We start from the raw sequence: 22947 nt of genomic DNA on the forward strand, positions 1-22947 counted from the left end.
GAGGAATGAAGGCCTACCGACTTCACGTTCAAGGCATCGTTCAGGCCGTCGGATTTCGACCCTTCGTCTACAGAATCGCCCACGAAAACAACCTGCGGGGCTACGTCAAGAACCTCGGCGATGCGGGAGTTGAGATAGTAGTCGAGGGCAGAGAGGAGGATATAGCGGCTTTTCTGCGAGACCTCAGGGAGAAGCTTCCCCCGCTCGCGCGGATAGAGATGATAAGGAAGAAGGAGCTTCCACCTCAAGGTTTTGACCGATTCTACATCGAAAAGAGCTCCCAGGGTGGGGAAGGCGGGGACTCGATAATCCCGCCCGACATAGCGATATGCGACGACTGCCTGAGGGAGCTCTTTGATCCGACGGACAAGCGGTACATGTACCCCTTCATCGTCTGCACCAACTGCGGGCCCAGGTTTACAATCATCGAGGATTTACCCTACGATAGAATCAACACCACGATGAGAGAGTTTCCGATGTGCGACTACTGCGAGAGCGAGTACAGGGACCCACTAAACAGGCGCTACCATGCTGAACCCGTCTGCTGTCCGGTCTGCGGGCCGAGCTACCGGCTCTACACGAACGATGGAGAGGAAATCACGGGCGACCCGCTGAAGAGGACGGCCGAACTCATAGACAAGGGCTACATCGTCGCCATCAAGGGAATAGGAGGAATACACCTCGCCTGCGACGCAACCAACGAGGAGACAGTCGCGGAGCTGAGACGGAGAACCCACAGGCCCCAGAAGCCCTTCGCGATAATGGCGAGGGACGTCCAGACGGTGGAGGAGTTCGCCTTCCTAAGCAGAGAAGAACTCGAGGAGCTGACTTCCTACAGGAGGCCGATAATAACCCTCCGCAAGAAGGAGCCGTTCCCGCTTCCCGAGAACCTCGCACCGGGGCTTCATACCATAGGCGTCATGCTGCCCTACGCGGGAACGCACTACATACTCTTCCACTGGAGCAGGAGCAGGGTTTACGTCATGACATCCGCGAACTACCCTGGAATGCCCATGGTCAAGGACAACGACCGGGCCTTCGAGGAGTTAAAGGATGTCGCCGACTACTTCCTCCTCCACAACAGGAAGATACTCAACAGGGCCGACGACAGCGTCATCAGGTTCGTCAACGGGAGGAGGGCGGTGATAAGGCGCTCCCGCGGTTTCGTCCCTCTGCCCATAGAGATACCCTTCAACTACCGCGGTTTAGCAGTCGGGGCGGAGCTTCTCAACGCCTTTGGGGTCGCCAAAAACGGGAAAGTCTACCCCAGCCAGTACATCGGGAACACCTCAAGGGTCGAGGTTCTCGAGTTCATGGAGGAGGCCATAGAACACTTCAAGAGAATCCTCCGGGTGAACGAGTTCGACCTCATCGTTGCGGACTTACACCCGAGCTACAACACCACAAAGCTCGCCATGGAGATGGCCAACGAGCTAAACGTGGAGTTCCTACAGGTGCAGCACCACTACGCGCACATAGCGAGCGTTTTAGCTGAGAGGAAGCTGGACGAGATGATAGGCATAGCCGTTGACGGCGTCGGCTACGGGACGGACGGCCACACATGGGGCGGAGAGGTTATATACCTGAGCTACGAGGACGTCGAGAGACTGGCCCACATAGACTACTACCCGCTCCCGGGCGGAGATTTGGCCAGTTACTACCCGCTGAGGGCCCTGATGGGCATCCTGAGCAAGGTCTATGGCGTCGAGGAGCTTGAGGGGATAATAGAGAGGTGCTGTCCGAAGGCCATCGAGAGCCTCCGCTACGGGAGGGTGGAGTTCAACGTCGTGCTGACCCAGCTGGCGAAGGAGGTCAACACGAGCTACGCCTCATCAACCGGCAGGGTTTTCGACGCCATCTCGGTTCTCCTCAACGTGGCGTACAGGAGGCACTACGAGGGCGAGCCGGCAATGAAGCTGGAGAGCTTTGCAATGCGCGGGAAGAACGACCTGAAGTTCGAAATCCCAGTTGACGGAGAGCTGATAAGAGTGGAGGAACTCTTCGCACAGGCACTCGACGTCATTGACACCGCCAGTCCGGCGGACATAGCCTACTCGGCCCACCTCGCCCTCGGGCGGGTTTTCGCGGAAACGGCCATAGAGCGGGCGAGGGAGTTTGGGGTTAAGAACGTTGGAATAAGCGGTGGAGTCGCCTTCAACGAGCTCATAGTAAAGACCGCCAGGAAGATAGTCGAGGCCGCTGGCCTGAAGTTCCACACGACCCATGAGGTCCCGCGCGGGGACAACGGGATAAACGTCGGTCAGGCCTTCCTCGGCGGCCTGTACCTCGAGGGATACCTCACGAAGGAGGACCTGATGCTGTGAGGAAAGGTTAAATTCAGGTTTGCTGCACGGTTATCCGGAGGGAGAAACATGAAGATAAAGCTCGAACACGGGGCAGGCGGAGAGATAATGGAGGAGCTCCTAAGGGACGTCGTACTGAAGAGCCTGAGCCTGAAATCTGCCGGTGGAATCGGATTGGATGCCCTCGACGATGGGGCGGCGATACCCCTCGGCGATAAGCACCTTGTGTTCACGATAGACGGCCACACGGTCAAGCCGCTCTTCTTCCCGGGTGGAGACATAGGGCGCCTGGCCGTCAGCGGGACGGTGAACGACCTGGCCGTCATGGGGGCCAAGCCCTTAGCATTAGCCAACTCCATGATAATCGGAGAGGGCTTCGACGGTGAGGATCTGAAGAGAATACTCCGCTCGATGGACGAGACTGCCAAAGAGGTGCCGGTTCCCATCGTCACCGGCGATACCAAGGTTGTTGAGGACGGTATAGGCATCTTCGTCATAACGGCAGGAATAGGAATCGCGGAGAGGCCTGTAAGCGACGCCGGAGCGGAAGTTGGCGACGTTGTTCTCGTCAGCGGGACCCTCGGAGACCACGGGATAGCGCTGATGAGCCACAGGGAGGGCATAGCCTTCGAGACTGAGCTCGAGAGCGACGTTGCCCCGATATGGGAGGTTGTGGAGGCGGTAGCTAAAGCGATAGGCTGGGAGAACATACACGCCATGAAGGACCCCACGAGGGGTGGACTAAGCAACGCCCTCAACGAGATGGCGAGGAAGGCCGACGTCGGGATACTCGTAAGGGAGGCCGACGTACCAGTGAGGCCGGAGGTCAGGGCGGCGAGCGATATGCTGGGCATAAACCCCTTCGATGTCGCCAACGAGGGCAAAGTGGTCATGATCGTTCCACGAGAGCACGCGGAGGAGGCGCTGGAAGCTATGAGGAGCACCGAAAAGGGGAAGAACGCGGCGATAATCGGCGACGTCATAGAGGACTACAGGGGCAAGGTTCTCGTGGAGACGGGCATAGGCGGAAAGCGCTTCCTTGAGCCGCCGGCCGGAGACCCGGTTCCGAGGGTCTGCTGAGCCCCTTTTCACAATTCCCACTTTTGTCCTTAACCTTCGGTTTGGGAAAGCCGTATAAGGCTCTTTTTCCAATTTCGACCGGTGAGGGAGATGATAATCGCAAAGCCCTGCGTAACGATGAAGGGAGTCGTCATAAGCGGCTACTCGTGGGACAGGAAGGTGAAGGTTGACCTCACGAGAACCGCCCAGTGCCTGAAGGAGAAGGGCTACACCGTGAAGAAGCTCCTGCCGGGGATGATGCTCATTCTCGAAATGGAGGGCTATGAAACGAGCGTCTATCCGAGCGGCAAGATAATAATCAAGCTCCTCGAGGATGCAAAAAAAGGTGAGGAGCTCGCTCGAATCATCTACGACTGCGCTGGAGTTCTGGAGGTGGTTTCATGAGGATTCCGGAGGACGTTAGGAAGGACATTCCACTGACCGAGGAGGTCATATACTTCGACAACACGGCTACTTCGCTCACGCCGAGGCCGGTTATAGAGGCGATGGACGGGTACTACCTCAAGTACCGCGCCAACGTCCACAGGGGAATACACAGGCTCTCTCAAATGGCGACCCACAAGTACGAGGAGAGCAGGAAGGTCGTTGCCGATTTCCTCAACGCGGAGTTCGAGGAGATAGTCTTCACCAAAAACACGAGCGAGAGCCTCAATTTAGTTGCTCTCGGTCTTGAGCATCTCTTCAAGCCCGGCGACAAGATAGTGACGACGCCCTACGAGCACCACTCGGATCTGCTCCCATGGCAGAGGCTGGCCAAAAAGCTCGGGCTGAGGCTCGAGTTCATAGAGGGCGACGACGAGGGCAACCTCGACCTGAACGACGCTGAGAAGAAGATTAGAGACGCGAAGCTGGTGGCAGTTCAGCACGTCTCCAACGCCCTCGGTGTTATCCACGAGGTCGAGGAACTCGGAAAGATGGCGAAGGAAGCGGGGGCGATATTCGTCGTTGATGCCGCCCAGAGCGCCGGCCACATGGAGGTGGACGTGAAGAGGCTCCACGCGGACTTCTTGGGGTTCTCGGGCCACAAGGGGCCGATGGGGCCGACTGGAATAGGCGTTCTCTACATCAACGAGGAGTTCTTTGAGACCTTCGAGCCGCCGCTGATAGGAGGTGGAACGATAGAGGACGTCGGGCTGGAGGACTACAAGCTGACCGAGCCACCCGAACGCTTTGAGGCTGGAACGCCCAACATAGGCGGCGCGATAGGCCTCGCCGCTGGAATAAGGTACATCGAGAAAATCGGGATAGACAGAATCGAGAGACAGGAGCACAAGCTCGTCAAGCGCATAACCGAGGGCCTCGATGAGCTCGAAGTGCCCTGGTACGGGCCGAGGAACCTGAAGAAGCACGCCGGTGTCGTCAGCTTCAACGTTCCACCGCTCCATCCCCACGACGTCGCGGCGATACTTGACGAGCACGGCATCATGGTGAGGAGCGGTCACCACTGCGCATTACCTGTGATGAAGAAGCTCGGGATAAACGGCACGGCTAGGGCCTCGTTCCATGTCTACAACAGCGTGGAAGAGGTCGAGACTTTCCTCGGCGTCATGGAAGAGCTGGTGAGGAGCCTGAGGTGATTTTCCCATTTCCCTTTTGAACGGCTGTCGTTCGGGAAAATGTAAATCAGAGGGGCAGCTCACCCCATTCGACGTTTATCGTCTCCGGGGTGCGGTAGATAAAGGCCCCCTCCCCCTTGTGGACGTGCTTCCTCATCGGGCCCGGGGGAACACCGTTCGTCTCGTAGATAACGCTCTGGATGTCCGGGTCGTGGTAAAGGACCAGGCTCGGACCGGCCAGGTTCATTATTGAATCTATCGCGTACTGCGTCGCGAGAACCGTCACCCTGGCCCGAATGGGCCTCGTTATCAGGGGTATGGCGGCACCGCCGGCCGTGGTGTAGGCTAAGACCGCGGCGTCGTTGACGCCTATCATGGTGTTCCTCCTGTGTCTGATTACCGCACTCACAACCAGAAAAGCTATGCCTGCAATGGTTATGCTGTATGTCTCACCCAGCTCCACCAGGATGTTCTTCCCGAACTTCGGCGGTTTCCCTGAGTAGAAGGCCTCGTCCAGAGGCGTGTAGCTCTCCTGGATAACCTCGGCGTATTTTCCCTCAGATTTCATGGCCTCGGGAACGCTCTTCACCTTTCCGGCAAGGAAGTCGGCGTAGAGCCTGTCCGTCAGGGTTCTGTCCAACCCATAGACGGTCTGCACTATCGTTGCCGCGGTGTAGCCGTCGAGAAGGTCCTCCCTCGCGAGGGCTATTGGGTCGAGGCCCGTTCCCTGGCCGTCCTTCACCCTGATGATGGTGTCAAACCCCTCCTCCGGAAAGTCTCCCTCCGTGTCGAAGATGACGACTCCATAGTCAATCTCCCTGTACCTGCCCGCCAAGTACTTCAGGGCCTTCCCAGGCCATTCGTCCATTCCAAAGACCTTGAGAGTCCTACCGTGGTAAACGGGGTCGTAGAAAACGTCCTCCCCTTCCCTTTCAAAAAGCCTAACCGCTATACGACTGTACTTCATACGGTTCACCGATGGAGAATAGGAAAAGGTTCTATAAACGGATTCTGGTTCGGTTTAGAGCACCTTCACCATCCGCTCCATCCATGGGCTGACGCGGACCCGGATGTAGCCGCGCAGCTTGTCATCGACCTCCCTGTCGCCGGTGTAAACCCTAACGAAGCCGTTCCTGAGCTTGGAAGGTGTCGCCACAACGATTATGTTCTCCTTGGGAATCCTTCGCAGAACCTCCGCCGAGAACTGCTGATTTCCCCTGCCGAAGAGGAATCCAAGGCCCCCGATTACGGTTACAACGATTCTGGCGTTCTCCCCCGCGAACCTCAGCAGGTCTTTCTCCGCGGCATCTTTGACGATGAGCCTAGCCTCACCGTTTTTAATCTCAACGATGTCAACGCCCAGGAGCGTTCCGTTTATCCCCAGCAGGTCTTTGAGCTTCTTTACCGTTGAGCCAGCACCGAGGAAATATATCCCATCCTCAAGCTCCTCGGCCAGGGCAGCTATTATGGCATCCACGTCCTCGGCCTCGTCCGTCTTCGTGGGCTCCTTCGCACCCTGAAGGAGGAGCTCGGCATAGGGTGTCAGTGCCTTCCCGTAGTGCTTTGGCCTCACCTCGTCGTGCCTGAAGGCGTTCTCATCCAGGTCCATGACGTCCCGCTCTACAAGCTTGGCATTCCCGTTGAGGAATTCAACTACGAGCCTTGCTGCGTCCTCGGGGGATGCCGCGAAGACCCCGGAGAACATCTTAACGCCCGTCGGAACGCCGAGTATCGGAACCTCCCTCCCGGCGACGCTGAAAACGTCCCTCGCGGTTCCGTCGCCGCCGGCGAAGACTATCAGCTCAACCCGGCCGAGCATCCTCTTCACGAGTTCCTTCGTGTCGTCGCTATCCGTATCCGGAATCCTAACGCCGAGGACCTCGCGGTAGCGTACATCCCTGTGTCTGATGACCTCGTAGGGAAAATCGAACTCCGCCAGAACCTCTTCCCCCAAACCATCGGGTCCGGTTAAGAACTCGACGTCCTTTCCCTCCGCGTAGTTGCTCAGCTCGTGGAGGAAAAGTCTCGCAACGTCGGCCGCGATGGGCCTTGCACCCCTCTTTATGGCCTCCTCAACGACGCCGTCCGTGCCCTTCAGGGCCACCTTACCGCCCATTCCAGCTATGGGGTTGATTATCAGTCCAACGCGCATGCTATCACCTCATGTATTTCCTCGCGAACACCGTCAGGAAGACCGCCCACATGAACATGCCAAACAGGGCCTCGACGGAGGCTATAACCCTCCCAATCCCTATCGGGTGGTAGTCGCCGTAGCCGAGGGTAGTTGCGGTGACGACGCTGAAGTACTCGTAGTCGAGAAAGCCCATAGCTCCGGAGATGCCCTCGACGCTCCGCGTCAGAAAGAACAGGATTGGGAAGAAGACGTTGACCGCGCCGAGCCATATGAGTATGGGCCTCTTCCAGTCGGTGCCGTATTTGCAGGTCAAATCCGCAAAGAGCCACTCGAAAAGTGCTTCCATCCTCATGAAGAGCCTCTTAATCCCCTTCCTCCTGCCGCTCAGCCGGGAGTTCCTCTTGGCCACCATCTCCAGATAGTAGTAGCGGTCGGCCCTCTCGAAGTCCCCGTTCCGCTCCCAGCTTATCCTGGCGAGGCGGTAGAAAACTTCCGCAGCGCGGTGGCTGTTGAACTTACAGTCCTCGACCTCAACGAAGCCCTCGACGTTGAGTTCCACCGGGATGTTGGGCAGAACCGTGGAGTTCCAGGCAAAGTCGCCGTGGAAAGATACCTTCCGGAATATCAGGTTGCCCATGACCCTAGTGTGCACGAACTCGGGATTCCTGAGCCAGCTTCCCAGAATTTCGGCGTGGCCAAAAATGTTTAAGTTCTCGAGCACGAGGTTGCCGTGGAACCGCCTTATGCTGAGCCTGACCTGCCTCTTGAAGCGCGCCGACTGGTCGAAGCCTATGTCCCGGAGAACAAGGGCGGTGGCCTTAACAGCCCTCTCGCGCGATTCGGATGGCTTTACCCCATGTTCCTCAAGGATTTTCCGCAGGAGGGGATAGCGGACGTTTATTCCAATCCTGCGGACTTCACTCAGGTCGCTCAGCTCTATCCTCCCGGTCGCGGTTCTGCGCTCCCCGTACTCCTTTTCGCCCTCCTCCCCCTTGCCGGTGTACTCGGTTGAGTTTATCATGACGTAGCGAACGCTCGAATTTCTGATGTAGACCGAGTTGGAGAACCCAACGCGGAGCAGGTTCAGGCCGAAAATGTGAGAGCCGTGAACGGTGAACGTTCCCAGCTCGCTCTCAAAGACGACCAGCCTGCCCACCGTGGAGTTGTAGAAGATTACACCCGACACGTTAACGCCCTCGAAGAGTATCGTCCTGACCTGGGAGTTTTTAAAGACTATCGGCTTCTCAGCGTTGAAATCGCTTATTTTGACGTCGTAGAGGTAAACACCCTCAAAATAGGTCTGGCCCGCCCTGAGCCTCTTGAGAAAAGCCTCCTCCTTCACCCTCTTTATTTCATCCCCCAAAAGCCTCTCGCCCTCGTCGTAGGGGATATGGAGGGGGCAGTAGGCGGAGCCCTCTATGGGCTTCAACCTGCACCTCTGCCCGTTCTCGTAGGTGTACTCGCACATGGCCCTCCCCGGTAAACTAGCTTCCCGAATAATTAAGGTTTTCTCCTGCTCGGGAGGGCGCGCATGTAGAAACGCCTTCCCCCGTACTCGAGTTCGATTAGCTTTCCGTCCCGGATAAGCCCTTCCACCACGTCCCAGTCGGCCCCTGCTTTTCTCAGGAGCTCCCTCACAGCCTCTTCCCTCATCGGGTGCACTGCGGTTATGCTCAGCAGGTCTTCCTCGACGTCCCCGGTTGAGGCGAAGGCGTTCCCCTCATAGCCTATGAGGTATTCGACCCGGTCCCCGCCGAGTCTCTCCGAGAACAGCTGGTAGGCGAGGTGTATCGTCTCCTCGCTCGCAGGTTCGACCCACGGTTCGGCGGGAGGCCTCGTGGGGATTCCTATGTACGCCTTGTCCGGCCCGAGCTCCGCCAGAAAGTCAGCAATTTTTTCAAGTTCTCCGCCGTAGTCAACGTTTATCAGCATGGTCTCGGTAACGAGCTTCCCTCCGAAGCCGTCCGCGAAGGTGAGCATGCCGTCGAGGATTTTCTCAAGCGAGAGGCTCCTGTGGGGTCTGTCCACCCTGCGCCAGAGGGGTTCGCTCACGGCATCGAGCTTCAGGGAGACGAAGTCGAACTCAAAAAGCTCCTCCCTGACGTCCTCCCTCCATATCAGCGAGGAGTTCGTGAGTATCGCAAGGGGTATCCCTAGGGATTTCAGCATCTCCACCTCTCTGGACAGGTTTACGTCGAGCGTCGGCTCCCCGTCGGGAACGAAGGTGATGTAGTCTATCCTTTCCCCGGCCGCTTCGGCTTCCTCGACCTTCCGCGAAACCTCCTCGAAGATCAGTTCCGGCTCGTAGAAAGCCCTCCTCTCCACCTCCATCCTCAGGGTTCTGCCTATCTGGCAGTAGACGCAGGCGTAGGAGCAGACCTTATCGGGTATGTTGTTTATTCCAAGGCTCTTACCGAGTCTCCTCGATGGAACCGGACCGAAGGCTATCATGTCACCACCAGAATTAGGTTAACCTAAAAGCGTATAAGGTTTGCCCAAACGGAAGGTTCAAAATGGGAAGGAAGAAGGATAACAGGGTAATCACCGCTGGGGAGTGAGGTGTTCGCATGCTGCTGACCGAATTCAAGAAAAAGGCCCTGAGGCTCATCGACGAGGAGCTCAAGGTTCTGGACTTCTCCTTTGGCCTGCCCTACACCTACGTGCTGATTGAGGGGAAGAGGGGAAAAGCCCTCGGCGTTGCCATGACCCTCCCCGAGGAGATAGGGAGATTCGACAACTCCATCGAGGAGCCCGCTCTGGAGGCGTTCATTGAAAGGGCCGACAGCCTCAACATCATCGAGAGGTCCCTGGGCCTGGCGGCGATAAACGCGGTTTCTCAGTACTACATCGACTTGAGTGATGCAAAGTGGGTTGACGCCGTGGAACTGCTCGACGGCGACGTCGAGAAGGTAGCCGTCATCGGAAACATGCCGCCGATAGTCAGGGCCCTGCGGGAGAGAGGTTTCGAGCTCTACGTCTTCGAGAGAAACCCGAAGCTCTGGGATAGGGAAACTCTGAGCGATTCCCTGGAGTACTGGCTTCTGCCGGAGGTGGACGCCGTGATGGCGAGCGCCTCCTGCATGATCAACGGAACCCTCGACATGCTCCTCGACAGGGCAAAGAACGCCAGGATTTTCCTCCTGACCGGCCCCACGGGACAGGTCCTCCCGGAGTTCCTCAGGGGCACCGGGGTGACTCACGTGGCCTCGATGAAGGTCGTGAAGGTTGAAAGGGCGATACTCCAGCTGAAGCTCGGCTGCTTCAGGGGCTTCTCCGACGAGAGTAGGAAATACGTCCTCGAAATATGAGGATTTCTTCTTCATTCTTTATTCCGGGCCCATTAAATGAACCATTCTGGACATTACGGTATGCCCTGCGTCACGAATCTTTTTAAACTAAACCGGCCTCCCGGAGGCCTCAAGGTGAGAAAAATGAGTCAGAGAGTTGCCATCGCGGTGAGGAACGCATCGGTCGCAAACCGCTACCGCTACATCCCCAGGATGCCCAGGTGGTTCTACTCCTTCGTGCCGTTCAAGGTGGCCACCGGTGGAAGCTCCGCCCTGGTTAGCCTCTACCTCCTGGAACTCGGGGGGAACGCCTCAACCGTTGGATTGACCTTCGCTCTCGCAAGCCTGGCCTCGATGCTCGGCGCGCTGTTCTGGGGCAGGGTGAGCGACAGGACACTGCGGAGAAAGCCGTTCATACTCCTTGGCTTTGCCAGCGTTCCGCTCTTCCTTACGGCGATGGCCTTCGTGAAGACCCCGGCTCAGCTCATCGCGGTAAACACGGTATACGCATTTTTCCTTGCCCCAACCCTATCGGTTCCCATAGCCCTCGTGCTGAGGAGCGTGAGGAAGCACAGCTGGGACCACGCCATCGGCAAGTTCAACGAGATAAGCGGCTGGGGGTGGGTCCTCGGACTGGTTCTCGGTTTTGGCCTGTCGAGGTTCCTGACCATGCCCCAGCTGTTCATAGCCTTCGCCATCCTGGGCCTGCCCTCGGTCTTTATGGGGGAGCGGATGATACGGGAGGCTCCGATATACATCAACAGGCGGGCCATCAAAGCGTTCGGCAACTACGTCGTCGAAAAGGCCCGCTACTTCCCCAGCTTCATACTACACACCAACTTCAGCCTTCCAGAGGGTCTGAGGAGGTTCTACATAGCCTTCCTGCTCTTCTGGATAGCTGCAGGCCTCTACTTTCCCCAGATGCCGGTGCTCCTCACGAGTGAGGGCTACACGAGGGAGGTCGTGTACCTGGCACTCATAGCCAACTCCGCGGTCTCGGCGATGAACTACACCCGCGTCGGGGTCGCGATGGGGGGAGGGAAGGAAGGGGTCCTGAGAAAGGGACTGCTCCTCCGCGCCGGGGCCTTCGCCACGATGGTGCTCGGAATCCTGCTCTCCCCGGTGCTGCTTCCACTGGCCGTTGCCTCCTATATCCTGGCTGGCTACTCCTGGGCCTTCATCGGAATATCCTCGACTGCCATAGTCAGCGAGAGGGCCGGAGAAAAGGAGAAGGGCAGCGCAATGGGGACTTACAACGTCGTCAGCTCGGCGGGGTACATCACGGGCAGCGCCCTCGGCGGCTTTGCCGCTTCCACCGTCGGCTTTGTCCCAATCTTTGGAGCAGGACTGCTCCTGCTGGGCACCAGCATCGCCCTGCTGAAAAAGTGAGAAGAGTCAGAACTTCAGAACCCTGGCAAGGACTATGAGCGGGTCCCAGACCGGGGCGAAGGGCGGTGCGTACGCCAGATCCGTGAAGAAGACATCCCTGGTCGTGAAACCCGCGGTGAGCATGGCCGCCGCGGTGTCTATTCTCGACAGTATCTCCGCACCGACGGCCTGAACTCCAAGGAGTCTGTTCGTCTCGTTGTCCACAACTCCTTTCAGCCATATCGGCTTGGCACCTGGATAATAATGCGGCCTCGTGCCGGCTTTTATGAATGCAGTCCTGACGTCGTAGCCCTCCCTTATCGCTTCGGCCTCCGTCAGGCCGGTCTTGCCTATCTCAACGTCGAAGAACTTGGTCACGCTCGTTCCAAGCACTCCAGGGAAGTGCACCTCCCTCCCGGCTATGTTGCTTCCGGCAACGTAGCCCATCTTGTTTCCGACGGGAGCGAGGGGTATCCACACCCTCCTGCCGGTGATGAGGTGCTTCGTCTCGGCAACGTCTCCGGCGGCGTAGACGTTTTCGACGCTCGTCTCCATTTTCTCGTTCGTCCATATAGCGCCAGTCTCGCCCATTCTTACGCCAAGCTCCCTGGCCAGCTCAACGTTGGGCCTTATCCCCGTGGCCAGTATCACGATGTCGGCCCTGTACTCACCGGCGTCGGTGATGACCCTCTCGACCCTCTCCTCACCCCCGATGCGCAGGATTATCTCCTGCGTTCTCAGGTTTATCCTCTTCCTCATCTCCTCTTCAAGGACGTCAGTGACTTCCTTGTCGAAGGCCTTGGCCATGACCCTCTCGTTCCTCTCTATGAGGGTGACGTTCTTCCCCTGGGCCGCGAAGGCCTCGGCCATCTCAACGCCTATGTACCCGCCGCCGATGATGACAACGTTCTCAACGCTGTTCCTCTCCATGTACTCCCTTATGGCAACGGCATCTGGCGGGAGGTCCGCGGTGAAGACTCCCGGGAGGTCGATTCCCTCAACCGCCGGAACCCTGGGCGAGGCGCCGTTAGCGAAGACGAGGTAGTCCCATCCGTAGGTGTGCTCCCCATCGAGCTCCCTGACCCTGACCTCCCCCTGGGCGACTTCAAGGACCTCCGCCCTCATGTGGAGGTCTATGCCCCTCTTCTTGATGAAGACCTCCGGCGGGTAGTGCATGAGCTTCTCCTTCGGCGAGATGCCCTCGACAACGTAGGGCACGCCGCAGGGAGCGTGGCTGACCCACTCGGTAGCCTCGAAGACCTTGACGTCCCACTCCGGTTTGAGCCTCTTAACGCGCGAAGCCGCGCTCATTCCGGCCGCTCCACCACCTATGATAACCACCGTCTTCTTCATGAGCATCACCAGGAAAGGTTCAAAACCTAAGGTTAAAAAGATTGGTGGGACAGAAACGGGTCATTCCTTTCTGCCGAGGAAGTACTTCCTGCCCTTGACCTCTATCATGCGGTAGACCTCGCCTTCCTTGAGCTCCATGGAGGGCCTTTCTAGTTCGTAGGTCTCGTAGGTCTCCATGTCCATAAGCTGGACCTCCCTCGGGGTTATGCTCGTCACCATCGCCTCGCTCCTCTCGCCCTCGACCACATCTATGCCCTCGCGCTTAACGGTTTTCCAGTCGTGGTATTCGCTCTCGCGGGTGGCCAGGTTCCTAATGCTCATGCCCTTGCCGTCAACCCGCTCGACCTCGTAGACGTTGCCGTGCCTGTCCGCTACCAGGTCTCCCTTCTGAAACTTGGGGATCCTCACGCTCACGCTGGTGCGGTACACTTCCCTGCTCGTCTGCCTGTCAACCCCAACGAGTTCGTAGGCCTCGCTTATCGTGCCCCCGAAGCGCTCCCTTATCGCCTGCGCCAGCTTCCTGGCGCTCGACGTGGAGCCCATGTAGAAGTCCAAGCCTTCTTCCTTCTCTATCGTGTCTTGGATGAAGCCCATCCTATCCCTGCGCATTATCTCATCCACCTTCTCCTCGACGAGTTTTCCGATGGCCTTCCTTTCCTCATCGGTTAGTGGCCTGTCCTCGGCGCGGACCTGGAGTATCGCCTCGAAGTAACCGCCTAAGAACTTTGAGCAGCGAGGACAGACCGTCTGCCGGACGTAGACGGTAACGTGCTTGGTCTCGTCGTGAAGCTCCCTCTGAAGCTCATGTATCCTCGCCTTGACCCTGACCTCGTAGGTGATTATCGCCGGGAAGTACTCTATGTGCCAGTCAACGGGCTGGAAGGCAACGAGGGCCTTCCCAACCGGAAGCTCCTCCGTCTCCTCAAGTTCCTCGAGGGGGACTATCTCAAACTCCCTCACCCTCTCGTCCAGTGAGTCCCCAATGGTTTCCAGCAGGGCGTTATCTGCAACCTCAAATATCAGCTCCTCAAGGTCGTAGCTGTTCGGATCGACCCAAACGCCCCTGCGCTTGTAGCTCCCGCAGTTCTGGCAGAGTTCGGTGTTTATCTCGCCTTCAATGAGCAGAACGGGGTTTTCCTTTCGGTAACAGACCTGACAGAGGCCGTCTATCAGCGGCCCTCCCTCGCTCTCGCTTATCCCGCATCTGTAACAGAACCTCTCGCTCATTCATCTCACCGGGGAGAAGTGAGAAAGGGAGTTTAAAAATCTAATCACAGAAAGAGCTTTGCCATCTGAGCGTGGGGAACGCCCGCAATCCTCAGGATGCGCTCCTCATCCACGTAACCAAGTTCAATCGCCCTGGAGACGCACCTTTCTCCAGTCAGGTTTGCTATCGTGGCCTCTTCGAGCAGCGAGCCGAGGGCGTCCTCTTCGACAAGTTCGCCTTTGTAGAAGCGCTCCTTCACCTCAAGCTTCAGCTCACCCTCCCTGAATGTCTTTCCCAGGAGTTCCTCGTCGCATGCAGCCAGAAGGACCTCTCCCTGAACCCTGTACACCTTGACGTATATCATGGAGCGACACCGAATGAAGAAACGTCCGATGGTTTAAAAGCGTTGGGAAAAATCAAGAGAAAAGAGAGGGCGTCAGCCCTCGGAGCCCTCAATCTCGTTGATGGCCTCCTCCAGTATGCTGTACGCTTTGCGGATGTTGATGTACGCCTTGCGAATGTGCGGCAGGGCGGCTATGGCAAGGTTGTCCCTGCCGGGCGTCAGATACTTCTCTGCCTCTGCGTAGTACTGGTCTGCGAGCTCCTTGTACTTCATGGCCTCCTGGAGTGTCTCGTTGTCGACGCCGAGCTCAACGGCCTTCTGGTAGAGCGGATCGAACTTCTGGTCGTACCTCCAGTAGAGCATGTACCAGACGTAGTTCCAGGTGCTGACAATCCAGCGGGCGGTCTTGTACTCAACAGTTATCGTTACAGGGGACGCGTACTTGACCTTGACAAAGAGGTATATTCCGTTCTGATATTCTAAGGTGTAATAACTGAGGATGTGACTGTTGGACTGGAGTTTGATTATCTGAGTGTCAGCGGGGAGTGAAACCATGACGTAGCCGGTTTCTCCACTTGGGCCGTCCACTGTGATGCTTAGTGTTGTGCTGTCTGCAACGTAGTCGGTAACCTTACCCACTCCAGAGACAACCTTCGGAGGTATCTGGGTTGGCGAATACAACCTATTTGTAGCAGGTTCATTTACATTAACGACGAAGGTCTTGGAATAATCTTGGTATCCTTCACTGACAACCCTGATGTTGAATGTGTACTCCTTCTGGAGAGGCGCGATGTAGAATTGAAGCTCACCATCATGGGCTATGTACTGCTGCCCATTAATGTAGACAGTAGCTTCTCCTTGCATAGGCTTCATTGTGGCTTTGTCCAGTACCTTGAGTGTCATCAATGAAGATTCTCCTAATACTGGCTGTCCAAAGAGAACTGTTTCCAACTCAGGAGTGCCAATCTCTGCAAATAATGGGACTACCGCTACTACACTACCATCAGCTCCAGTAGCATATAGTGCCCCAAAGTATGTGCCATTCTCACTTGCATTGACGCGTATGGGAACTGTGATCTCGGAATTACTGGGGAATTCTATTTCTCCAGATATCATAGGCTCAAAAATACGAACCTCTGAATTCTTGTAGACTACTAACAAGTAGACGTAGGCAGGTTCATCTGATCCAATGTAGAGATACGCTGGTAGACTATTGTTGACAAGAGGTATCTGTAGGGTTCCTCCGGAGGTCACAAGGATTGTCGGATAGTTGCTGTATAAATTGTACACTGCCTCCACGTACACGTCTTGGTCGGGGTACTCTGGAATCACGGAGACCTCAAGGTACACTGCATCTTCAAAGAACTCCGGATTATGCATACTATCGATATAGAACTCGTGGGGATAACCGTTTATATCCCCCCCAGTATCCCAGAGCATGCCACCGTAGAGTGTTACATTGTTCGTAGCGTGGAATGTGGCATTAAATGTCCCTAGAGTATTCTTCAGTGTTATATAACCCACTGCGGGACTCCCAACATTCCCATTTACATGGAGGACTCTAGGTTCGGAGGTAATCCCGTAGAAGTTCACTTTTATTGTGGAATGGAACTCCCATCCAGTATTGTACTCCCTAGCGTCCCAAATTACAAGTTCCCATGTACCATGGAGGGGATTTTGAAGCTCTATCACCCTATTTCTGAGTCCGAATGCACCGTAACCTAGGTAATTGAGTACATGAGTTCCTGTTGGGGGAACAAGTTGCATAAATAGGAAATTACCTGAATCTGTGGTGATATTAAGAACCATTCTCTGGGTGCCCTCTGGAACTTGGAATACATATCTGTGGACAGAATCACCGACATCCTGGAATGTGTCTGTTATCACTAGCTGGCCATTTACTGGCCGTTCTGGAACAAAGACAGTGATCGGGATGTAACCCTCGACAAGGTTTGTTGATGGATTATCAATGTAAATAAGCCCCGCGTAGATACCAGGTTTTTGGATCTTAGAGTAATCTATTGTCACGAAGAAAGTAACATTGTTGCCCTCAGAGACTGAAAGTTCAGTAACTGAAGGCTTTGCCCAAGACACTGTGCTTGTTATCTTCAAGTGACCCTCATAGTTTAGGGAGTACACAGAAACCGGAACAGTTGTGACCTGAGAGTTCCTTATGTAAATTCCACCGTAGAGGTAAGGAAGGCCATATTGGTAGTTTATGTACTCTGCTGGCTTATTCGGGAGCCAATTAGTCTCTATTGGAGTCTTAAAGTCACTATATGTAGTTCCAACGTAAAGTAAGGGCGTGTTTTCATGTGCTACTTTGGAGAACTTGTCAATAGCCTTGTCTGCCTGTACCAGACCAAATCCTTGGTCAACAAGCGTGTATCCAGGTATCGGGGTAGCAGAGAATTCGATGGATTCTTTTATCTTGAGTGGATCAAATTGCAACTCATTCTTTTTTGCATAGCCTACGATTAATGCAGCAACACCTGCCACATGTGGGGTGGCCATAGAAGTCCCCTGCCACCAATCAGAGGCCCAACTGTAGTACTCTCCCCAGCTGTATATCGGGAGCGTAGAGAACACAAACTGCCCGGGAGCTATTACATCGGGATCAAGGAGACCATCCATCCTCGGTCCTCTAGATGAGAAATCAGTGACCTGCGGAGGCACCTCTGGACTTCCTGGCATACTAAAGTACTTCCATGGCTCTGGGTCAACGTATGCACCGACAGTAATGGCGAATCTGGAATCTCCTGGACTTCCGACAGTGTTCATTGCGGGCCCCTCATTCCCAGCTGCTATAACAAAGGTAACCCCATAGCGGTCCGAGAGCATATCAACATAAAAGTTGTCTGGACTTTCTGTACCATCATTATAGTCAGCGTTTCCTCCAAGGCTCATACTGATGATATCTGCACCTTTTAGGGTGGCATCTATCATGCTTGCAATTATCCATGAAGCTTGTCCATATCCTATACTTGAAAGTGCCCTGTATTCCATTAACTGCGCTCCTGGAGCAACTCCAATCATTCCCGTCTCATTAAACGGCCATGGATATCCTGAATTAGGTTCGCCATAACCAGCTATAGTGCCACTTACATGGGTTCCATGCTGTCCCCCATCCCATCCAAACACTATAGAGGTTCCCTCAGAGTCAATCATTGAGAGCACTACGTCAGTATAAGCCAAAGCAACGGGCATAGTGGTTAGATATCCAACCATTAAGTTCACTACGTATTCAGGACCAATTCCTGGACCTAGCGGCGCATAGTCCCCTGCAATTTCGAAGGATTTAAGCTCAAAGGCACCAGAAAGATCAATAGTGTAGTTATAGGAAGCATTGGAAACCGGTACTGCGTTTAGGGCATTTTTGAACATGTTGACTGCAAGAGAATAATTGTTTATGTAGCCATTGTAGTCTCCAGCATTTAAAGCATTCTCAGAAGCGAGTAAATACTGCACAACCGGTTCCAAGCTTGCATCAGTTGTGTTCAACTGTAGCGGAATTGGGTACAGATAAACTGTATCATAACCGTTTCCAGTGCTATTAACTGCTAGGACAAAGTACACCTCGTCGATATTATTGTCAAAATTCAGATCAAAGTACCTTTCTGGAAGGAAACCAAACTTGTAAATCCCGTTCGAAGACACTACTTCACTCGGAACTTGTATAGTTAAGTTCAGAGTTGAGATTGTAGTGTACCTGTCAGGCCTCCCAAGGTAGTCTTCAGAGACTGGATCCATTACAAGGAATTTCCAGTACGCCCCCCAATCAATCTGCACGTCATGGAGTACCAAGTGGACGAGCCCTCCAGAAACGTCTGCTGAAGTAAAGTTATAGGAAAGTTTTACTTCACCTTCGCCAGTAGTATCAATCCAGGTTATTATTTTTCGTTTTCCCTCAGGGGTTATCTGGAGATACGGCTGACCAGGATCGGCTCCGGTATCAATAACTGCAACCTTTACACCACTTCCATCTACACCATAGCTGTTCCTAGCTTCGGGGGCATTAATGACTTCCATGTCCCAATCGTAAAGGGACAAGTATGGAGATGATCCAATATTATTAGGTTCAAGTTGAGGCGGTAGTTGATGGTAGTTTACTATGTACTCATAGAGTTTAACCCATGAAGGTTTAGGTATTCGGACCATTCTGTCCTTCCAAACATACTTGATGCCTGGGATATTGGCGATGTCCATAAGTTTGGAAATTGGAACACTAACAACAATAAACTGTAACTCAGGCTTACTGATGGGATCTATTGTCCCTATCTTTCTAAGCTCGTTTAGGACACTATCAGAACGTCCCTTTTCAGGAGCTATTATCAGTCGAACTGTAGTTTTGTCTTCCTTAACTGCGTCTTCCTTTATCCTCCGAAGTACAGTTGCTAACCCTTGAGAATCCTCAAGCTTGGGTAAAGGCTTGGTACTTACCAATGCCTCATGAACAGAGGCCTTATGGAGTACTGGCAAGCTAGCACTATTTGCACTTACCATAGCTTTCGGAAGTAATGCTGGAACTACCGCCAACAACATTACTACCACAATCAAAAGACTCAAGGCCTTCCGATTCATCCTGACACCTCCGGGTTGTAATGTTCACCTATACTGTGGATGGAGCACCGATATAAACGTTTCGCACCACAGGGATGTATAACCAACCTTAGCAGCCATATTACAACCTGGATGATTATTCTAGAACATTAGTGACCTTCCTTTATGTTACATCCGGCTCGGAGGCTAAGAATAGCAGAGTCCCCGCGATGAATAACATCACGAACGCATCCACACCGGGATCAAGGGAGTACAGCATCAACGACAACACGACCACAAAGCTTTCTTTGCTCCGCTCGCTGTTGTAGAGGAACGTCCCAAGCAGAAATGCCTCTAAAATCCCTAGGATGCCAAAATCGGCTATGGGCTGTCCGAAAAAGAAGTAGGTGTAGTTGGTGGACGCGCCGAACATAGAGGCTACAAGGTGACGGGGATTATCGCTGAAGAGCAGCGCACCGTGGAAGAAGCCCCAAGGGAGCGAAAGGCGGACTAGATTGTGGAAAACAAGGAAGGTGAACCCTATCCTGACAAGAACGGCGTTTAATCCGCCGCTCATTCCGAGTATCAGGAAGAGAGGAACCGTGCTGAGGGCAGCCAGCCATCTCCTGAGCTCCGGATAGTCCAGGTAGACCACCAGAAAGTAGGCGAGGTACACCAGAAGGACCAGGGAGCGGAACGTTCCCAGGAAGAACAGAATGGAATAAACCGCGACCAGAAAGGTCTTCCAGCGAAGGGAAACCTTGGAATACGCCATTCCGATGACGGCCAGAATGGCTGCCAGCACCAGGGGGCCGACGAGCTCGTACCTGAGGGCGCGCTCGAAGAATGGGACCCCGATTACGATGTAGAGGCTGAGCGGAATCAGGAGGGCAACGAGGAGGGAGATGTGAGGAAACAGCCGGAAGGGGTTTATCCGGAGCCGGTAGGCGATCAAAACCAGAACCGCCAGGGTAGGAACCACGGGAAAGTCATGAAAGGAAAGCACCAGGAAGAGCACCGCTAAAAAAGCCGGGCTGAGCTTTATCCTGGAAACATATCCCAGGGCAAAGACAGAGAAGAACGCAACGGCATAGACCGTTCCCAGAAGGAGCATCGAAGGCTCCAAACCGCGGGAGTATATAACCTCCGCGAGCTCCCCGTCGAAATAGTTGGCGTACAGTGAAAGGGCGAGGTACGAAAAGAAGGCAAGGCTAAAGATTTTTAACCCCCTCACTTTACCACCAATTAATGTTAAGAAAAGGACTTAAAAACTTGAGGGGTGTCGTGGAATGAAAAAGGAGAGCCTCTACCTCCCGCTGCTTCTCATCGCGTCCTTCATCGTTAGGTTAATACCCCACAGGACGCTCCTGCTTGCCACTTACGATGAATACCTTCACAAGGATATAACCCTAAGAATCGTCCACTACGGTCTGGACTCCATATCAAAGGATATCCCCTCCCTGCTCGGCCTCCGGGCGTACAGCTACCCTCCCCTGTTCCACATAATCGGAGCCGCATTCTACAAGATTTTCCCATCGGACTACCTGTTCTTCGTTCTCCCCGCGGTCTACGGTACCCTGGCCGTTCTCGGCTTCTATCTCGCCTTTAAGGAGCTCATGGAGGATAAAAAGCGTGCGCTCCTCGCCGTGACCCTTCTGGCGTTTGCTCCGAACTTCATCTACAGAACGAGCCTGTACATACCCGAGAACCTGGGGCTGTTCCTCTTCTCCCTCAGCATGCTCTTCGGAATAAGGTTCCTCAAATCGAAGAGAATCCCTGACCTAATCCCGCTGGCGCTCGTCTTCGCTATATACATGGTGACCCACAGGGGATGGATATTCTTCGTCCTAGCCGCGCTCCTCGTGCTCGTCTCGTACTGGTGGGATTTCATAAAGCGGCATCTTCACTACTTCGTGGCCCTTGCGGTGGTTGCGCTCCTCGCCTACACGCAGGTTTCCTTCGTACACTCCACGCTGGGAGAGCTCGCCCTGAGGCTCCAGAGGAGCGAGGTCAGCTTCCTCGGATACTTCAAGTGGATAGGAGTCGTTCAGCTCGTTTTCGGAGCGATAGCGAGCCCATACTACTTCAGGCGCGACAGCATAAGGCGCGGCTTTGTTCTGTGGGCGTGGGCATTCATATTCGCCGGCGGAATCTCATTCCGCTTCCGTGACCCCTACGCGGCCATACCGCTCTCCGCAATGGCCGCCGAGTACCTCATTGACGTCATATTCCCTGTCATAGGCCCAACGCTCAGAAAAGCCTTCGAGGGCGTTAAGGGCTTCGGTGCGGAGTGGATACAGGGGATATCAAGAAAGAAGTGGCTCACCTCGCTCGTAATCCTGTTGATCCTGGTCTCCCCCCTCGCCCAGGGCGTTTACGGGACCTATAAATACGTTGAGGCTCCAACGGTGAGCGATAAAGAGGCCTACGAGTGGATAGTTCAGAACACACCGGAAAACGCCACGATACTCGTCTGGTGGGACATGGGGTACCTGCTGATAGGCAACACGAAGAGGAAGGACGTCGTCATCTGGAAGAAGGTCTACCAGGGCTTCTTCGGGGAGGCTCCGACGGTTCAGGAGGCCACACAGGCGTACTCCGATCACGTCGTGATGTTCAGCTCGAACCAGAGGGAGTGGGCGTACTACCTCATGAGAAAATACAACGTAAGCTACATCTTCGCTGATAGGAAGCGCTATTCCTACGGCTTCATTCGCTACGGCCTCATGGAGTACGCCCCCTACGACACCCACTTCAAGCTGGAGTTCTGCAACGGCGGTTCGGTGATATACCACTTCATTCCGGAGCCAACTCTGAAGATGGAGCAACCGTTCCCGGTGAACTACACCGGCAACTATTCCCCGCTGGTGAACTTCCTGGAGAAGTTCTGGACAGGATACAACTACGCCGACTTCGACAGCAGGTACAAGGCGTACTTCAACCTCAACGCGTGGATGGTCGACCTGTACTCGCGCCTCTATCAAAGAACCGGCGATGAGAGCTTCAAAGCGAGAAAGGACTGGCTCCTTCGCTGGCTTTCGTACAAGCAGATGGATAACGGAGCATTCCCATGGGGCATTCCGCCCAACGACTTTACGCTGTACACCTCATACACGCTCGAACCCCTGAAGGACGTTAACTTCGACGGAAAGGAGAGGTCGCTCAAGCTGCTGGAGGACAGGGAACGCGAGGACTACTTCATGACGACCCCCAAGGATCCCCACGGAGGGATGGTGACCAACGCCCTCATGCTTCCCGTTTACAAGGATCTCGGCATCCTGAACTCCACGACGGAGAAGAACATCGTCGACCAGCTGCTGAAGGAGCAGAAGGGAGATGGGAGCTGGAACGATAACCTCGGTACCACCATAGCGGTTGCCTCGAGCCTCGCGAGGTACTATCAGCTGACGGGCAACGAGAGCGTTCTGGACTCCGTTAAGAAGGCCGCCCAGTGGATGACGGGAGAGCAGGAGGAGAGCGGAAAGCTCAAGGCCGAGAAATACGAATACGCGTATTCCAGGGCGACATACGCTCAGATGGTCTACATCTATCACGTGGCCGGGCTCACGGATGCCGAGGAGAAGACGCTCAGGTTCATCGAGGATACCTTCGACCCCAACAGAGAGGTTCATCCACTCGACGCGGTGCTCACGATGTATCGCTACTTCGGCTACGCCTACGGCAGTGAGAGGGCCATTGACATGCTGAACGAACTCCTCAGGACCCATCCCCTGCTGGAGTTCGACTGATTTTTTTAATCTCGAAATGTTTAAATAG

Annotated in this window: 16 protein-coding genes; 7 read left to right on the forward strand and 9 right to left on the reverse strand. The window is 54.8% G+C overall.

From position 1 onward, the window contains the following. Nucleotides 1–5: 5 nt before the first annotated feature. The 4 genes from hypF to A3L10_RS04930 all read left to right on the forward strand — a co-directional run bounded on the left by hypF (nucleotide 6) and on the right by A3L10_RS04930 (nucleotide 4960). Nucleotides 6–2324 (forward strand): carbamoyltransferase HypF, encoded by a 2319-nt coding sequence (gene hypF, locus A3L10_RS04915; RefSeq protein WP_088866642.1) that lies wholly within the window; start codon nucleotides 6–8, stop codon nucleotides 2322–2324. Between the two features lie 48 nt (nucleotides 2325–2372). Further along, nucleotides 2373–3383, forward strand: a complete 1011-nt coding sequence (gene hypE, locus A3L10_RS04920; protein ID WP_088866643.1) for a hydrogenase expression/formation protein HypE — start codon at nucleotides 2373–2375, stop codon at nucleotides 3381–3383. A 90-nt stretch (nucleotides 3384–3473) separates the two neighbouring features. Continuing rightward, entirely contained in the window at nucleotides 3474–3767 is a 294-nt protein-coding gene (locus tag A3L10_RS04925; protein WP_088866644.1) for a hypothetical protein, read from the forward strand. Next, nucleotides 3764–4960, forward strand: a complete 1197-nt coding sequence (locus A3L10_RS04930; RefSeq protein WP_088866645.1) for a cysteine desulfurase — start codon at nucleotides 3764–3766, stop codon at nucleotides 4958–4960. The genes A3L10_RS04925 and A3L10_RS04930 overlap by 4 nt, the downstream gene beginning before the upstream one ends. 46 nt (nucleotides 4961–5006) lie before the next feature. On the opposite strand, the gene A3L10_RS04935 is transcribed toward A3L10_RS04930, so the two are convergent. The 4 genes from A3L10_RS04935 to A3L10_RS04950 are packed head-to-tail and all read right to left on the reverse strand — an operon-like array spanning nucleotide 5007 to nucleotide 9524. Continuing rightward, entirely contained in the window at nucleotides 5007–5906 is a 900-nt protein-coding gene (locus tag A3L10_RS04935) for a hypothetical protein (protein WP_088866646.1), read from the reverse strand. Between the two features lie 54 nt (nucleotides 5907–5960). Next, nucleotides 5961–7091 (reverse strand): ATP-NAD kinase family protein, encoded by a 1131-nt coding sequence (locus A3L10_RS04940; RefSeq protein WP_088866647.1) that lies wholly within the window; start codon nucleotides 7089–7091, stop codon nucleotides 5961–5963. 4 nt (nucleotides 7092–7095) lie between these two features. Beyond that, the gene (locus tag A3L10_RS04945; RefSeq protein ID WP_088866648.1) at nucleotides 7096–8541 is read right to left on the reverse strand and encodes a potassium channel family protein; all 1446 of its coding nucleotides are present in this window, start codon (nucleotides 8539–8541) and stop codon (nucleotides 7096–7098) included. Nucleotides 8542–8573: 32 nt separating this feature from the next. Then, on the reverse strand, nucleotides 8574–9524 hold the full coding sequence (locus A3L10_RS04950) for a radical SAM protein (RefSeq protein ID WP_088866649.1): 951 nt from the start codon (nucleotides 9522–9524) through the stop codon (nucleotides 8574–8576). A gap of 116 nt (nucleotides 9525–9640) precedes the next feature. Here A3L10_RS04950 and A3L10_RS04955 point away from each other — a divergent pair, with 116 nt between their 5' ends. Beyond that, the gene (locus A3L10_RS04955) at nucleotides 9641–10381 is read left to right on the forward strand and encodes a Rossmann-like domain-containing protein (RefSeq protein ID WP_088866650.1); all 741 of its coding nucleotides are present in this window, start codon (nucleotides 9641–9643) and stop codon (nucleotides 10379–10381) included. 123 nt (nucleotides 10382–10504) lie between these two features. Continuing rightward, nucleotides 10505–11749, forward strand: a complete 1245-nt coding sequence (locus A3L10_RS04960) for an MFS transporter (protein ID WP_088866651.1) — start codon at nucleotides 10505–10507, stop codon at nucleotides 11747–11749. 6 nt (nucleotides 11750–11755) lie between these two features. Here the strand turns inward: A3L10_RS04960 and cdr are convergent, their stop codons facing one another. The 5 genes from cdr to A3L10_RS04985 form a co-directional block, all read right to left on the reverse strand. Continuing rightward, entirely contained in the window at nucleotides 11756–13081 is a 1326-nt protein-coding gene (gene cdr / locus A3L10_RS04965; RefSeq protein ID WP_088866652.1) for a CoA-disulfide reductase, read from the reverse strand. A gap of 60 nt (nucleotides 13082–13141) precedes the next feature. Then, nucleotides 13142–14308, reverse strand: a complete 1167-nt coding sequence (locus tag A3L10_RS04970) for a 60S ribosomal export protein NMD3 (protein WP_088866653.1) — start codon at nucleotides 14306–14308, stop codon at nucleotides 13142–13144. 44 nt (nucleotides 14309–14352) lie between these two features. Further along, nucleotides 14353–14652 (reverse strand): DUF424 domain-containing protein, encoded by a 300-nt coding sequence (locus tag A3L10_RS04975; RefSeq protein ID WP_088866654.1) that lies wholly within the window; start codon nucleotides 14650–14652, stop codon nucleotides 14353–14355. 72 nt (nucleotides 14653–14724) lie between these two features. After that, the gene (locus A3L10_RS04980; protein WP_088866655.1) at nucleotides 14725–19212 is read right to left on the reverse strand and encodes a S8 family peptidase; all 4488 of its coding nucleotides are present in this window, start codon (nucleotides 19210–19212) and stop codon (nucleotides 14725–14727) included. 142 nt (nucleotides 19213–19354) lie between these two features. Then, nucleotides 19355–20404, reverse strand: coding sequence for a hypothetical protein (locus A3L10_RS04985; RefSeq protein WP_088866656.1), 1050 nt, complete (start codon nucleotides 20402–20404; stop codon nucleotides 19355–19357). 55 nt (nucleotides 20405–20459) lie between these two features. On the opposite strand from A3L10_RS04985, the gene A3L10_RS04990 reads away from it, so the two are divergent. Further along, the gene (locus tag A3L10_RS04990; RefSeq protein ID WP_088866657.1) at nucleotides 20460–22919 is read left to right on the forward strand and encodes a glycosyltransferase family 39 protein; all 2460 of its coding nucleotides are present in this window, start codon (nucleotides 20460–20462) and stop codon (nucleotides 22917–22919) included. The last annotated feature ends 28 nt before the right edge of the window (nucleotides 22920–22947 follow it).

It is taken from the genome of Thermococcus radiotolerans (genome assembly GCF_002214565.1).
Lineage (GTDB): Archaea > Methanobacteriota_B > Thermococci > Thermococcales > Thermococcaceae > Thermococcus > Thermococcus radiotolerans.

What these genes read in the sequence shown, in the direction of transcription:
- A3L10_RS04930 (WP_088866645.1), top strand. Translation starts at nt 3,764, where the DNA reads ATGAGGATTCCGGAGGACGTTAGGAAGGACATTCCACTGACCGAGGAG.
- A3L10_RS04935 (WP_088866646.1), bottom strand. Translation starts at nt 5,906, where the DNA reads ATGAAGTACAGTCGTATAGCGGTTAGGCTTTTTGAAAGGGAAGGGGAG.
- cdr (WP_088866652.1), bottom strand. Translation starts at nt 13,081, where the DNA reads ATGAAGAAGACGGTGGTTATCATAGGTGGTGGAGCGGCCGGAATGAGC.
- A3L10_RS04960 (WP_088866651.1), top strand. Translation starts at nt 10,505, where the DNA reads ATGAGTCAGAGAGTTGCCATCGCGGTGAGGAACGCATCGGTCGCAAAC.
- A3L10_RS04925 (WP_088866644.1), top strand. Translation starts at nt 3,474, where the DNA reads ATGATAATCGCAAAGCCCTGCGTAACGATGAAGGGAGTCGTCATAAGC.
- A3L10_RS04990 (WP_088866657.1), top strand. Translation starts at nt 20,460, where the DNA reads ATGAAAAAGGAGAGCCTCTACCTCCCGCTGCTTCTCATCGCGTCCTTC.
- A3L10_RS04945 (WP_088866648.1), bottom strand. Translation starts at nt 8,541, where the DNA reads ATGTGCGAGTACACCTACGAGAACGGGCAGAGGTGCAGGTTGAAGCCC.
- A3L10_RS04940 (WP_088866647.1), bottom strand. Translation starts at nt 7,091, where the DNA reads ATGCGCGTTGGACTGATAATCAACCCCATAGCTGGAATGGGCGGTAAG.
- A3L10_RS04950 (WP_088866649.1), bottom strand. Translation starts at nt 9,524, where the DNA reads ATGATAGCCTTCGGTCCGGTTCCATCGAGGAGACTCGGTAAGAGCCTT.
- A3L10_RS04980 (WP_088866655.1), bottom strand. Translation starts at nt 19,212, where the DNA reads ATGAATCGGAAGGCCTTGAGTCTTTTGATTGTGGTAGTAATGTTGTTG.
- hypE (WP_088866643.1), top strand. Translation starts at nt 2,373, where the DNA reads ATGAAGATAAAGCTCGAACACGGGGCAGGCGGAGAGATAATGGAGGAG.
- A3L10_RS04970 (WP_088866653.1), bottom strand. Translation starts at nt 14,308, where the DNA reads ATGAGCGAGAGGTTCTGTTACAGATGCGGGATAAGCGAGAGCGAGGGA.
- A3L10_RS04975 (WP_088866654.1), bottom strand. Translation starts at nt 14,652, where the DNA reads ATGATATACGTCAAGGTGTACAGGGTTCAGGGAGAGGTCCTTCTGGCT.
- A3L10_RS04955 (WP_088866650.1), top strand. Translation starts at nt 9,641, where the DNA reads ATGCTGCTGACCGAATTCAAGAAAAAGGCCCTGAGGCTCATCGACGAG.
- hypF (WP_088866642.1), top strand. Translation starts at nt 6, where the DNA reads ATGAAGGCCTACCGACTTCACGTTCAAGGCATCGTTCAGGCCGTCGGA.